Source organism: Pseudomonas sp. NPDC087185 (assembly GCF_044744955.1).
In the GTDB taxonomy this organism is placed as follows: domain Bacteria; phylum Pseudomonadota; class Gammaproteobacteria; order Pseudomonadales; family Pseudomonadaceae; genus Aquipseudomonas.
Window position 1 is genome coordinate 155,876 of record NZ_JBIUZK010000009.1, and the last position, 13,007, is coordinate 168,882.

Annotated in this window: 13 protein-coding genes; 10 read left to right on the forward strand and 3 right to left on the reverse strand. The window is 65.4% G+C overall.

All coding sequences use genetic code 11. The features are described from left to right. The gene (locus tag ACIPIJ_RS26010; RefSeq protein WP_401082354.1) at positions 1 to 687 is read right to left on the reverse strand and encodes a histidine phosphatase family protein; all 687 of its coding nucleotides are present in this window, start codon (positions 685 to 687) and stop codon (positions 1 to 3) included. A 148-nt stretch (positions 688 to 835) separates the two neighbouring features. Between ACIPIJ_RS26010 and ACIPIJ_RS26015 the strand changes: the two genes are divergently transcribed. The 7 genes from ACIPIJ_RS26015 to ACIPIJ_RS26045 all read left to right on the forward strand — a co-directional run bounded on the left by ACIPIJ_RS26015 (position 836) and on the right by ACIPIJ_RS26045 (position 7,186). After that, positions 836 to 1,408, forward strand: coding sequence for a GNAT family N-acetyltransferase (locus tag ACIPIJ_RS26015; protein WP_401082357.1), 573 nt, complete (start codon positions 836 to 838; stop codon positions 1,406 to 1,408). Positions 1,409 to 1,499: 91 nt separating this feature from the next. After that, positions 1,500 to 2,369, forward strand: a complete 870-nt coding sequence (tesB, locus tag ACIPIJ_RS26020; protein WP_401082360.1) for an acyl-CoA thioesterase II — start codon at positions 1,500 to 1,502, stop codon at positions 2,367 to 2,369. Continuing rightward, on the forward strand, positions 2,366 to 2,956 hold the full coding sequence (locus ACIPIJ_RS26025) for an HAD family hydrolase (protein ID WP_401082363.1): 591 nt from the start codon (positions 2,366 to 2,368) through the stop codon (positions 2,954 to 2,956). Before tesB ends, ACIPIJ_RS26025 begins: the two co-directional genes overlap by 4 nt. 163 nt (positions 2,957 to 3,119) lie before the next feature. Then, positions 3,120 to 4,130 carry an NAD(P)-dependent alcohol dehydrogenase gene (locus ACIPIJ_RS26030; RefSeq protein WP_401082365.1) on the forward strand — a complete coding sequence of 337 codons (1,011 nt, stop codon included), beginning with the start codon at positions 3,120 to 3,122 and terminating at the stop codon, positions 4,128 to 4,130. A 169-nt stretch (positions 4,131 to 4,299) separates the two neighbouring features. Next, positions 4,300 to 5,370, forward strand: a complete 1,071-nt coding sequence (locus tag ACIPIJ_RS26035; RefSeq protein ID WP_401082601.1) for an ABC transporter substrate-binding protein — start codon at positions 4,300 to 4,302, stop codon at positions 5,368 to 5,370. Continuing rightward, on the forward strand, positions 5,367 to 6,428 hold the full coding sequence (locus tag ACIPIJ_RS26040) for a FecCD family ABC transporter permease (protein WP_401082368.1): 1,062 nt from the start codon (positions 5,367 to 5,369) through the stop codon (positions 6,426 to 6,428). Before ACIPIJ_RS26035 ends, ACIPIJ_RS26040 begins: the two co-directional genes overlap by 4 nt. Further along, the gene (locus ACIPIJ_RS26045) at positions 6,425 to 7,186 is read left to right on the forward strand and encodes an ABC transporter ATP-binding protein (RefSeq protein WP_401082371.1); all 762 of its coding nucleotides are present in this window, start codon (positions 6,425 to 6,427) and stop codon (positions 7,184 to 7,186) included. Before ACIPIJ_RS26040 ends, ACIPIJ_RS26045 begins: the two co-directional genes overlap by 4 nt. A gap of 66 nt (positions 7,187 to 7,252) precedes the next feature. On the opposite strand, the gene ACIPIJ_RS26050 is transcribed toward ACIPIJ_RS26045, so the two are convergent. Then, entirely contained in the window at positions 7,253 to 7,951 is a 699-nt protein-coding gene (locus ACIPIJ_RS26050; RefSeq protein ID WP_401082374.1) for a FadR/GntR family transcriptional regulator, read from the reverse strand. A 262-nt stretch (positions 7,952 to 8,213) separates the two neighbouring features. Here ACIPIJ_RS26050 and ACIPIJ_RS26055 point away from each other — a divergent pair, with 262 nt between their 5' ends. Both ACIPIJ_RS26055 and gudD read left to right on the forward strand, forming a co-directional pair. Next, entirely contained in the window at positions 8,214 to 9,566 is a 1,353-nt protein-coding gene (locus ACIPIJ_RS26055; RefSeq protein ID WP_401082377.1) for an MFS transporter, read from the forward strand. 19 nt (positions 9,567 to 9,585) lie between these two features. Further along, positions 9,586 to 10,941, forward strand: coding sequence for a glucarate dehydratase (gudD, locus tag ACIPIJ_RS26060; RefSeq protein WP_401082380.1), 1,356 nt, complete (start codon positions 9,586 to 9,588; stop codon positions 10,939 to 10,941). Positions 10,942 to 10,989: 48 nt separating this feature from the next. Here the strand turns inward: gudD and ACIPIJ_RS26065 are convergent, their stop codons facing one another. Beyond that, complete coding sequence (locus ACIPIJ_RS26065; protein WP_401082383.1) at positions 10,990 to 11,877, reverse strand: LysR substrate-binding domain-containing protein; 888 nt, start codon at positions 11,875 to 11,877, stop codon at positions 10,990 to 10,992. Between the two features lie 100 nt (positions 11,878 to 11,977). On the opposite strand from ACIPIJ_RS26065, the gene ACIPIJ_RS26070 reads away from it, so the two are divergent. Continuing rightward, positions 11,978 to 12,919, forward strand: coding sequence for a 2-hydroxyacid dehydrogenase (locus tag ACIPIJ_RS26070; protein ID WP_401082386.1), 942 nt, complete (start codon positions 11,978 to 11,980; stop codon positions 12,917 to 12,919). Positions 12,920 to 13,007: the final 88 nt, after the last annotated feature.

The window sequence follows — 13,007 nt, forward strand, 5'->3', positions numbered from 1 at the left end:
CTATTGCCCGGCGGATGCCAGCACGCGTTGCCAGTCCGGCTCATTCAGCCGGCCCAGTATGCGCGCCTTGCCATTGCCATCCACCGACACGAACAACGCGCTGGCGTAGCCACTCTCGCGCTCGCCACCCACCACCCGCTTGTCGCGCTGGAAGTGATCGATGCACCCGTTGTGAGTCACCAGCACCAGGTTATGCCCCGGTTGCTTGCGCGCCATGGCCTCCTTGGCGAACTGGTTGTCGCAGCTTTCCAGCCAGTCTTCGCTCGTTACCGCCTGGCCGAGGATGAAGTGGGCAGTTTGCCGGGTACGCAGTTTGGGGCTGCTCAGCATCTGCGCATTGGCAAGGCCCAGATGGCGTAGGCCCTGGCCAACCCGCGTCGCCGCTTCGCTGCCCGCTCTGGTAATGCCGGTGGGGTCGTCCAGGCACGGCCCTGGCGCGCTGTCGCAGCGCTCGGCATGGCGGATCATCACGATCACCGCACCCTCGGCCCAGTCCTGCAGCAGGCCGCTGTCGCTCAACTGTTGTTCGTTGCCAAGGTCCACGATGTGCGTCCTCGTCGCCAGCCAGGTGCCCAATGCCGCCACGACCATGCACAGGCCAAGGGCGGCGCCGAGGGCCTTGCGTGACAGCCGTCGCTTGCGCCGGGCGTGGATGGCGGAGTGTCCCAGGGTGTTGCTCTGCAGCATGCGTGGCTCCGATGGCATGGCCGCGCTTGAGGCGGCGGGGGATGGCGGCATTGTGCAAAGGGGCCTGTCGGGGCCGGGTGAAGGCGTTGTGAAAATTGCATTTCGCCTACGCTGTAAACTGCAGGACAGTAAAACCGGAGCACACCCCATGACCCCTATCCGCGAACTGGAAAGCGCACGCCTGGTGCTGCGCCAATGGCAGGACGACGACTTGCGCGAGTTCGCCGCCATGTGCGCCGACCCGCAGGTGATGCGTTACTTCCCAGCACCCCTGACGCGGCTGGAAGCGGCGGCGCTGATCGGCAGGATCCGTGGGCATTTCAACGAATACGGCTTCGGCCTGTGGGCCCTGGAGCGCAAGGACAGTGGGGCCTTTATCGGCATGACTGGCCTGCTCAACGTCAACTTCGACGCGCCGTTCGCACCGGCCGTGGAGATCGGCTGGCGTCTGGCCCGACGGCATTGGGGCCTGGGTTTTGCCAGCGAGGCGGCGTGGACGTGCCTGCGTTGTGCTTTCGCCCAATTGCGCCTGGAAGAGGTGGTGTCATTCACGAGCGAGATTAATCTGCCGTCGCAGAAAGTCATGCAGGCCATCGGCATGGTTCAGGACCTGCAAGGCAGCTTCGAACACCCGCGCCTGCCCAGCGGCCACCCGCTGCGCCCCCACGTGCTGTACCGCATCGACCGCGCTCACTGGGAGCAGACCCTGCGCGCTGAATGAGCCGCCATGCGCGGTGCCAATGACAAACCCTGTATCATTCGCCTTCATGAGAGCGCCGTAGAGCTGTGATGCCTTGCTAGGAGAACCCCCGATGAGTCATGTGTTGGACGACCTGGTCGACCTGTTGAGCCTCGAGTCGATCGAGGAGAACCTGTTCCGTGGGCGCAGCCAGGACCTTGGCTTCCGCCAGCTGTACGGTGGCCAGGTGCTGGGCCAGTCACTGTCGGCGGCCAGCCAGACGGTCGAGGACGCGCGCCATGTGCATTCGCTGCACGGTTACTTCCTGCGCCCGGGCGATGCCAGCCTGCCAGTGGTGTATTCGGTCGACCGCGTGCGCGATGGCGGCAGTTTCAGTACCCGGCGGGTAACGGCCATCCAGAAGGGCCAGCCCATTTTCACCTGCAGTGCGTCGTTCCAGTACGACGAGGAGGGCTTCGAGCACCAGGCGCAGATGCCTGACGTGGTCGGGCCGGAGAACCTGCCCAGCGAGGTCGAGCTGGCCCGCGCCATGGCCGACAAGCTGCCCGAGCGCATCCGTGACAAGGTGCTGTGCGCCAAGCCCATCGAGATACGCCCGGTCACCGAGCGGGACCCGTTCAACCCCAAGCCTGGCGACCCGGTGAAGTACGCCTGGTTCCGCGCCGACGGTAACCTGCCGGACATCCCGGCGCTGCACAAATACCTGTTGGCCTATGCCTCCGACTTCGGCCTGCTGACCACCTCGCTGCTACCCCATGGCAAGTCGGTGTGGCAGCGCGACATGCAGATCGCCAGCCTCGACCATTCGCTGTGGTTCCACGGCAACCTGCGCGCCGACGAGTGGTTGCTGTACGCAACCGACAGCCCCTGGGCCGGCAATGCCCGTGGCTTCTGCCGCGGCAGCATCTACAACCGCGCCGGGCAACTGGTGGCGTCGTCCACGCAGGAAGGCCTGATCCGCCACCGCAAGGACTGGGCATGAGCCTGGCCGATATCCGCAACTGGGTGTTCGACATGGACGGCACCCTCACCGTGGCGGTGCATGACTTTGCCGCGATCCGCCAGGCGCTGGAGATTCCGCCCGAGCATGACATCCTCACCCACTTGGCGGCGCTGCCCGCGGCAGAGGCTACCGCCAAGCATGCCTGGTTGCTGGAGCACGAGCGTGACCTGGCGGTTGCCTCGACGGCAGCCACCGGCGCGGTGGAGCTGGTACGCGAGCTGGCCGGGCGTGGCTGCAGGCTGGGCATCCTTACCCGCAATGCGCGTGAGCTGGCGCATGTCACCCTGGAGGCGATCGGCCTGGCGGACTGCTTTGCGGTCGAGCATATTCTTGGCCGTGACGAGGCAGCGCCCAAGCCCAACCCCGATGGCTTGCTGAAGATTGCCAGTGCCTGGGGCGTGGCGCCGAGCGAGCTGGTGATGGTCGGCGACTACCGCTTCGACCTGGACTGCGGGCGTGCGGCCGGTGCGCGCACGGTGCTGGTGAACCTGCCGGACAACCCGTGGCCGGAGCTGGTGGATTGGCATGCCGCGGATTGCCGGGCGTTGCGGATGCTGCTCGGCTGAATTTTTCGGTTGTCATGGCTGGCCCTATCGCCGGCAAGCCGGCTCCCACAGACTGACCACCGCTGCTAAAGGCTGCGAAGTACCTGTGGGAGCCGGCTTGCCGGCGAAGAGGCCCGCGCTGTCTATGCTGAACCCCACTTTCCTTTGAATGGAGCACCTGGCCATGACCCGCAAAGCCATCTACGTGCAACCCGGCGGCGGCTACGACAAGGTCGAAGTCGGCAGCAGTGAAGCGGCAGCACCCCAAGCCGGCGAGATCACCGTGCGCCTACACGCCAGCTCCCTCAACTACCACGATTTCGCCGTGGTCAGTGGTATGTGGGGCCCGAGCGAGCGGCGTATCCCCATGGCCGATGGCGCGGGCGAAGTGACGGCGGTCGGGCCGGGCGTGAGTGAATTCAAGGTCGGCGACAACGTGGTCAGCACCTTCTTCCCCGACTGGCTCGACGGTCAAGCGTTGGTCGAAGGCTTCGCCAGCGTGCCGGGCGACGGCATCGACGGCTACGCCCGTGAACTGGTCACGGCCCGCGCCACCGCGTTCACCCTGGCCCCCAAAGGCTACAGCCACGCCGAGGCCGCCACCCTGACCACCGCCGGCCTCACCGCCTGGCGCGCGCTGATGAGCGATGACCACCTCAAGCCCGGCGACACTGTGCTGGTGCAAGGCACCGGCGGTGTGTCGATTTTCGCCCTGCAGTTCGCCAAGTTGGCGGGCGCCACGGTGATCGCCACCTCATCCAGTGACGCCAAGCTCGAACGCCTCAAAGCCTTGGGTGCCGACCACCTGATCAACTACAAAACCATCCCGGCCTGGGGCGAGAAGGTGCGTGAGCTCACCGGCAACCGCGGCGTCGATCATGTGATCGAGGTGGGCGGGCCGGCGACCCTGGAGCAGTCGATGATCGCCGCACGCATCGGCGGGCATGTGTCGTTGATCGGCATTCTCACCGGCGTTGCCGGCCAATTGCCGCTGGTGCAGGCGCTGGTGCGGCAGATCCGCCTGCAGGGCGTGCTGGTGGGCAGCCGCGCGCAGCAGCAGGCGATGGTGCGGGCGATCGATGCCAACGGCTTGCGGCCGGTGGTGGACAAACACTTCGAACTGGAGCAGATCGTCGAAGCGTTCCGTTATCAAGAGAGCAACCGGCATTTCGGCAAGATCTGCCTGACCTGGTAATCGGCTTTACTGTGTAACCACGGCCTTACAAGCCACTACATTTGCGCACATCGGTAGGGGAAGGCGGCTGGCTAGAATGCCCCGCTTCAGATGCGACTGATTCTCTTCAAGAGGATTTCCCCCGATGTGTTTCTCCCTCCGTACCTGGCAGCGCCTGCTGCCTGCCTTGATGCTGCTGGCCACCTGCGCCGGCTTTTCACCCACCGCCAGTGCCGTCCAGGTGACCGATGTGCTTGGGCGCAAGGTTGAGCTCGACCATGCACCGCAGCGTATCGTGCTGGGCGAAGGCCGGTTGTTTTTCGCCCTGGCCTTGCTCGACCGCGACAACCCGTTCCAGCGCGTGGTCGGCTGGCAGAACGATATACGCCTGCTCGACCCGCACACCTACCAGGCGTACGTGCAGAAATACCCGCAAATCGCCAACCTGCCGCTGATCGGCCAAGCCTCCGAGCAGAGCGTCAGCGCCGAGCAGATTCTCGCGCTGAAGCCGGACTTGGCGGTCTTCAGCATCGCCGGCGAAGGGCCGACCCAGCACAGCCCGGTGGCCGAGCTGCTGGAAAAGGCCGGGGTGCCGGTGCTGTTCATCGACTTTCGCGTGCACCCGATCCGCAATACACGGGTGAGCATGCAGGCGCTCGGGCAGTTGCTGGGGCGCGAAGGTCAGGCGCAGGACTACCTGAAGCTGTATGACCGCCACCTCCAGCACATCACCGACAGCCTGGCCGGGCTCAAGGACAACGAGCGGCCGAAGGTGTTTCTCGAATTGCTGGCGGGCGTGTGGCAGGCGCCGGGGCATACCACCGGCAAGAGTGGGCTGGGCAGTGTGGTCGCAGCAGTCGGCGGGCACAATATCGCGGCCGATGTGGTGCCGGGTGCGTTGGGCGACGTGAGTGTCGAGTACGTGCTGCAGGCCGACCCGGATGTGTACATCGCCACTGGCAACCGTGCGCCGGGTGTGCTGCTGGGGGCCGGTGTTTCGGCCCAGACCGCGCGTCGAAGCCTGGCGACGATCACCGCGCGCCCGGTGTTCGCACCGCTGCGGCCGATCCGCGAGGGTCAGGCGCATGGCCTGTGGCATGACTTCTACAACTCGCCGTTCAACATCCTCGCCGTTGAAGCCATGGCGCGCTGGATTCACCCCGAACGCTTCAAGGATGTCGACCCGCAAGCGACGATGGCTGAGATCAACCAGCTGTTGAACGTAGGCCTGGACGGCCAATACTGGATCGACGCCAAGTGACCGCGCTGGCCCAGGAGGGCGCGGCACCGGCGGCCTGGCACTACCGGCGTCTGCTCTGGCGCCGGGCATTGCTGGTGTTCGTCCTGGCACTGCTGTTGGTGCTCGCGGTGCTTGGCGACCTGGCCAGCGGTGCCTCGGGCATGGGCCTTGGGCGTTTACTGCAGGGCGTGTTCCACCCGGCGACACTGAGTGCCACGGAACGCGTGATCATCTGGAACGTGCGTTTGCCGTACTCGCTGATGGCGGTGCTGGTGGGCGCGGCACTGGCGCTGGCGGGGGCCGAGATGCAGGCGATCCTCGACAACCCGCTGGCCAGCCCGTTCACCCTGGGCGTGTCGTCGTCTGCGGCACTTGGCGCATCGCTGGCGATTGCCTATCCGCTGGGAGTCGCCTGGCTGGCGCCGAGTGCGCAGGTGACGTTGATGGCATTCGTCTTCGCCTGCCTCTCGGTGGTGTTGCTGCAAGCCATGTCGCGCTTGCGCGGCGCCGGGGTGCAGAGCCTGGTGTTGTTTGGCATTGCCTTGGTGTTCAGCTGCAATGCGCTGGTGTCGTTGCTGCAGCTGCTGGCCACCGAGGATGTGCTGCAGCAGCTGGTGTTCTGGACCCTGGGCAGCCTGGCGCGGGCGGATTGGCAGAAACTCGGCCTGCTGGCCCTGGTGCTGTTGCTGGTGCTGCCGTTCTCGCTGCGCGCGGCGCCGGCAATGACCTTGCTGCGCATGGGCGAGGAGCGGGCGCGCAGTTTTGGCGTTGATACCCGGCGCCTGCGCTTTGCCTCGTTGCTGCGTATCAGCCTGCTGTCGGCCACGGCGGTGGCGTTCGTCGGCACCATTGGTTTCGTCGGCCTGGTCGGGCCGCACATCGCCCGCTTGCTGGTGGGCGAGGACCAACGTTTCCTGCTGCCGGCCAGTGCGCTGGTGGGCGCGTTGATGCTGGCGCTGTCGTCGATTGCCAGCAAGCTGATCATGCCGGGGGTGATCGTGCCGGTCGGTATCGTGACTGCGCTGGTGGGTGTGCCGGTGTTCGTGGTGTTGGTGTTCCGTCGAGGGAGGTCGTTGTGAGCCTGTCGATCAACGAAGTTTCGGTGGCCTATGGCGCCCGGCAGGTCCTGCATGGCGTCAGCCTGCCAGCGCTGCCAGCGGGCAGCCTGGTGGCGCTGGTGGGGCCCAATGGCGCCGGCAAGTCCACCTTGCTGCGCGCGCTGGCAGGGCTTGAGCGGATGAAAGGGGTATTGCGCCTGGATGGCCAGGATGTCACTCGGCTTGGGATTGCCGAGCGTTCCCGGCGCCTGGCCTATATGCCTCAACAATTGCCGCCGGGGATTGCCCTGGGGGTGCTGGAAAGTATTGTTGCGGCGTTGCGGGTGAGGGGGGCCGACAACCTGTTGGGCCATGCCTTCGATGCGCTGCGTCAGCTGGGCATCGAAAGCCTGGCCGAACGCTCGCTCGACAGCCTGTCCGGTGGCCAGCGGCAATTGGTGGCGTTGGCGCAGTTGCTGGCGCGTAACCCACAGGTGTTGCTGCTCGACGAGCCGACCAGCGCGCTCGACCTGCATTATCAGTTGCGGGTGATGGCTGCAGTGCGTGAGCGGGTGGTGGCGCATCGGCTGTTGGCGGTGGCGGTGCTGCATGACATCAACCTTGCGGCCAGCCAGGCGGACTGGCTGGTGGTGCTGCGCGAGGGCAGGGTGGTGGCGTGCGGGGCGCCGGAGCAGGTGCTCAGGCCTGAGGTGCTGGCGCAGGTGTATGGCGTCGAGGCTCGGGTCGAGCGGTGCTCGCAGGGGCGATTGCAGGTGCTGGTGGATCGGGCGTTGGCCTGACCGCCGTGCATGGCCTGTGCCGGCCTCTTTGCGCGCTCGTACCGCGAATGGGCTGCGAAGTGGCCCCTAGTCCGGCAACAACCGGTCCCGGCTGTTGGAAAGGTGCAGGCAGATCGCGGCCCGCGCTGCGTCCGGGTCTTGCCGGCGCATGGCATTGAGGATCGCTTCATGTTCCAGGTTGGCCAGGTACGCATGCCGGGCCAGGTTGGCCCCGGCGCGTTCGGCGATGGCCATGCGGTTGCGCGGGATCAGGCCATTGCCCAGCTGCGCCATCATCTCGCTGAAATACAGGTTGCCGGTGGCCTCGGCGATCAGCAGGTGAAAGCGCCGGTCGGCTTCGATGCAACTGTCGCCCGCAGCGGCCAGGTCCTGATAGTCGTCCAGCGCCTGACGCATGCGTGCCAGTTGCTCATCACTGCGGCGCACCGCCGCCAGGGCGGCGGCCTGGCCTTCCAGGCCGATGCGCAACTCCAGCAGGTCGCGCACGCTTGCGGCATTTTCCACACCCACCCGCAAACCGGCCTGTGCCGGCCGCGCCATCACGAATGTGCCGATCCCGTGGCGTGGTTCCACCAGGCCTGAGGCCTGCAGTTTCGACAAGGCTTCGCGCACCACGGTGCGGCTGACGCCGTGCTCGCGTACCAGGGTGTTCTCCGAGGGCAGTTTGTCGCCCGGCTTGAAGGTGCCCAGCAGGATTTGCTGGGTCAGGCTGGAGACCAGATCGTGGGCACGGCTGTGGCTGTGTTTGCGGGGCGGCTGGGACATGGGCTGAATCTGCCTTACCAATTAGCTTGTACGACAAGTTAATCGATAAAAATAGTTTCTGCCGTTTTTTTCGCTGCCTGGGGTATCCATCAGAATAACGTTAGTCGCTTGATCGAAACTTTTGTAGGTTTTATCAGCTTGTATTTTGCCTTTTAGGCGCTAATCACCATCTTGTCGTACAACTTCGCTGCGCCTATGCTCTGGCCCACTGTCATGCCAGACCCCTCGACCCGCACAAAAACAATTAGTGGGAGATCCACCCGTGAACGAAACCCTCGATCCGTCTGCCCGGAATGGAGGCGACGTGCTGGCCAGCGCCGTGGCCAAGGTCAAGCGCCACGTCCTTCCGCTGTTCGTCATCATGTTCATCGTCAACTACCTCGACCGCGTCAACATCGGCTTCGTCCGCCCACACCTGGAAAGCGACCTGGGTATCAGCGCCGCCGCCTATGGCTTTGGCGCCGGGCTGTTCTTCATCGGCTACGCGCTGTTCGAAGTGCCCTCCAACATGCTGCTGCAACGCGTTGGCGCCCGCCTGTGGCTGACCCGCATCATGTTCACCTGGGGGTTGGTGGCCACGGCCATGGCGTTCGTGCAGACCGAAACCCAGTTTTACGTGCTGCGCTTTCTGCTCGGGGTTGCCGAAGCCGGGTTCTTCCCCGGGGTGATCTACTACTTCACCCGCTGGTTGCCGGCGGCCGAGCGCGGCAAGGCGATAGCGATTTTCCTCAGTGGCTCGGCACTGGCCTCGTTGATCTCCGGCCCCTTGGCCGGGGCGCTGATGCAGATCCAGGGCCTGGGCATGCACGGCTGGCAGTGGATGCTGTTCATCGAGGGCATGGCCTCGGTCACCCTGTGCTTCTTCGTGTTCTTCTGGCTCGATTCCAAACCGCATGACGCCAAGTGGCTGAGCAAGGCCGAGCAGGACGCGCTGGTCGAGACCATCGACCGCGAGCAGCGTGAGCGCGAGGCGGTCGGCGCGGTCAAGGTGTCGTCCTGGCGCCTGCTCAAGGACCGCCAGATCGTGCTGTTCTGCCTAATCTACTTCTGCATCCAGCTGACCATCTACGCCGCCACCTTCTGGCTGCCGAGCATCATCAAGCGCATGGGCGACCTGAGCGACCTGCAGGTCGGCTTCTTCAACTCGATCCCGTGGCTGATCTCGATCATTGCCATGTATGCCTTCGCCGCAGGCTCCACACGCTGGAAATTCCAGCAGGCCTGGGTGGCGGGTGCACTGGTGGTCGCGGCCATCGGCATGTTCATGTCGACCACTGGCGGCCCGGTGTTCGCCTTCGTCGCGGTGTGCTTTGCCGCCATCGGCTTCAAATCGGCCTCGTCGCTGTTCTGGCCGATCCCCCAGGGGTACCTGGACGCACGCATCGCCGCGGCGGTGATCGCCCTGATCAACTCGGTCGGCAACCTCGGCGGCTTCGTCGCGCCCACCACCTTCGGCTTGCTGGAGCAGCATACCGGCTCGATCCAGGGCGGCCTCTACGGCCTGGCCGTGACCTCGGTGCTGGCGGCCATCGCGGTGTTCTTCGTTCGCCTTCGCCCCAAGGGCGCCCCTTCCCAAGAGCTCAAGGCGCCTTCGGCCCTGAGCCAGACCCACTGATGACTGCGAGATAAAAACCATGAACATGCAGACAACTCCCGCACTCCACACCCGCACCCCTGTGGTCACCGACCTGCGCGTGATCCCGGTGGCCGGCCATGACAGCATGCTGCTCAACCTCAGTGGCGCCCATGGCCCGTTCTTCACCCGCAACATCGTGGTGCTGCGTGACAGCGCCGGTAACACCGGCCTGGGTGAAGTGCCCGGTGGCGAGAAGATCCGCCAGACCCTGGAAGACGCCCGCAGCCTGGTGGTCGGCCAACCGATCGGCCACTATCAGCGCGTGCTCAATGCCATGCGCCAGACCTTCGCCAACCGTGACGCCGCTGGCCGTGGCCTGCAGACCTTTGACCTGCGCATCACCGTGCATGCGGTGACGGCCATCGAGTCGGCACTGCTCGACCTGCTCGGCCAGCACCTCAACGTGCCGATGGCGGCGCTGCTCGGCGAAGGGCAGCAGCGCGAAGCGGTAAAGATGCTCGGCTACCTCTTCTACATCGGTGACCGTCAGCAGACCGACCTGGCCTACCGTAACGAAGCCGATGCCGATGACGACTGGTTCCGCCTGCGCCACGAGAAGGCGCTGACCCCAGAGGCGGTGGTGCGCCTGGCCGAGGCGGCCAAGCAGCGCTATGGCTTCAGCGACTTCAAGCTCAAGGGCGGCGTGCTGCGTGGCGAAGAGGAGATGGAAGCAGTCACGGCCCTCGCCGAGCGTTTCCCCGAAGCACGCATTACCCTTGACCCCAACGGCGCCTGGTCATTGAAGGAGGCCATCGCTTTGTGCCGCGACAAGCACGACGTGCTGGCCTATGCGGAAGACCCATGCGGTGCCGAGAACGGTTATTCGGGCCGTGAGGTGATGGCCGAGTTCCGCCGCGCCACCGGGTTGCCGACTGCCACCAACATGATCGCCACCGACTGGCGGCAGATGGGCCACGCGATCCAGCTGCAGTCGGTCGACATCCCCTTGGCCGACCCGCATTTCTGGACCTTGCAGGGTTCGGTACGGGTGGCACAGATGTGCAACGACTGGGGCCTGACCTGGGGTTCGCATTCCAACAACCACTTCGATATCTCGCTGGCGATGTTCACCCAGGTGGCGGCGGCGGCGCCGGGTGAGATCACCGCCATCGACACCCACTGGATCTGGCAGGACGGCCAGCGCCTGACCCGTGACCCGCTGCGCATCGTCGATGGCCATGTGCGCGTGCCGGAGCGCCCGGGGCTGGGGGTTGAGCTGGACGAAGACCAGCTGGCCAAGGCCCATGAGTGCTACCGCAGCATGGGGTTGGGGGCGCGGGATGATGGGGTGGCGATGCAGTTCTTGATCCCAGGGTGGACGTTCGACAACAAGCGGCCTTGCCTGGTGCGTTGAAGCAGCTGGCCCCTTCGCGGGCTTGCCCGCGAAGAGGCCGGTGCAGGTTCACCCGGCTTCAAAAAACGCCCGTGCCATCGCCACAAATTCACCCAGCACCGGGTTCGGGTTGTCCCGGCAATACGCCATGAAAATCTCTGCCTGCTGGTCCATCCCCACCAGCGGCCTGAACACCACCTGCTCCAGCCGCAACGCCTGTGCCGAAGCCGGTACCACCGCACAGCCCAGCCCGACATTGACCAGGCCCAGGATCGAATGCGTCTGCCCCAGTTGATGCAAATACCGGGGCTGCACCTCATGCCGGGCGAACAGATTGGCGATGCGGTCATGGAAGTAACGCCCTTCATTGGCGCTGTACATCACGAACGGCTGCTCATCGAAGTCCGCCGGCCTGAGCCGCTCGCGTGCCGCCAGCGCGTGCCCGGCGGGCAGGGCGGCGACGAAGGGCTCGCGGTGGATCGGCAGGTACTCCACGCGCGCGCTGGGCAGTACCTGGCGCACCAGGCCAACGTCGATCAGGCCTGCTTCGAGGTCATGCACCTGGGTCGCGGAAATACGCTCGCTGAGCACCAGCTCGATGTCGGGGACGGTCTGCCCTGCATGCACCAGCAAGCGCGGGATCATGCTGTAGGCACCTACCGCAGTGAAACCCAGCGTCAGCCGGCCAGCCTCGCCATGGGCGATGCGCCGTGCAGACTGGCTGGCCGACTCGGCAATCTGCAAGACCCGCCGGGCGTCTTCAAGAAAGCTCTGGCCGGCCAGGGTAAGCCGTGCCTGGCGGTTGTTGCGTTCAAGCAGCAGCACCCCAAGCGAATGCTCCAGCAGCTGTATCTGCCGGCTCAGCGGCGGCTGGGTCATGTGCAGGCGGGTGGCGGCGCGGCCGAAATGCAGCTCTTCGGCGACCGCCACGAAGCAGCGCAACTGGTGCAGTTCCATGATTCAATTCCTGAATTATTCGATCCAGCATCTATATTAGACCTGTATCGATTGGCGGCCTAGCATCGAGTCACGACTGAGCAATTGCCGGATGCCAACGATGAACAACCCCACCGTCGAACTGCTGCTGACCCAACCTGTGCCCGAGGCCATCGATGCACAGCTGGTCAGTGCCTACGCAGTGCACCGCCTGTACCAGCATGCCGACCCGCAGCAGCTGCTGGCCGAGGTCGGCCCGCGCATCCGTGGCGTGGTCACCGGTGGCGCCAAGGGCCTGAGCAATGCCCTGATGGACCAGCTGCCCGCGCTCCAAATCATCGCCATCAGTGGCATCGGTACCGACGCTGTCGACCTGCGCCACGCCGCGGGTCGCGGCATTCATGTGACCACCACCCCCGGCGTGCTCACCGACGATGTGGCCGACATGGCCATGGGCCTGATCCTTAATACCCTGCGCCGTCTGGGCGAGGGCGAACGGCTGGTGCGCGACGGCTTGTGGGGCACGGTCAACCTGCCGCTGGCGCGCAAGGTCAGTGGTATTGCGCTGGGCATTATCGGCCTGGGTCAGGTCGGGCAGGCCATTGCCCGGCGCGCGGCCGCCTTCGACATGCGCATTGCCTACAACGGTCGGCGGGAGCAGCCGGGCTGCAGCTATCGCTACGTCGCCGACCTGGTCGAGCTGGCGCGCTCGGTGGATGTGCTGGTGGTCGCTGCCAGCGCCGATGGCGGCAAGGTGCTGGTGACGGCCGAGGTGCTCGATGCGTTGGGGCCTGATGGCTACTTGATCAACGTGGCGCGCGGCAAGTTGGTGGATGAGCACGCGCTGGTCGAAGCGCTGCGCGAACAGCGCATTGCCGGGGCCGGGCTGGATGTGTTCGTCGATGAACCCCATGTGCCACCCGCACTGCGCGACCTCAACCAGGTCAGCCTGCAGCCGCACCGTGGCAGCGCCACCCTGCAGACCCGTCTGGAGATGGGGCGGATGGTGCTGGCGAACCTCGAAGCCTGCTTCCGTGGGGAGGTACCACCGAACTGCGCGTAACGCCCATTGCCGGCTTGCCGGCGACAGGGCCAATAAGCAACACCTCAAGGCCACACCTTCTCTCCACAAGAACAATCGCTTCCACCGA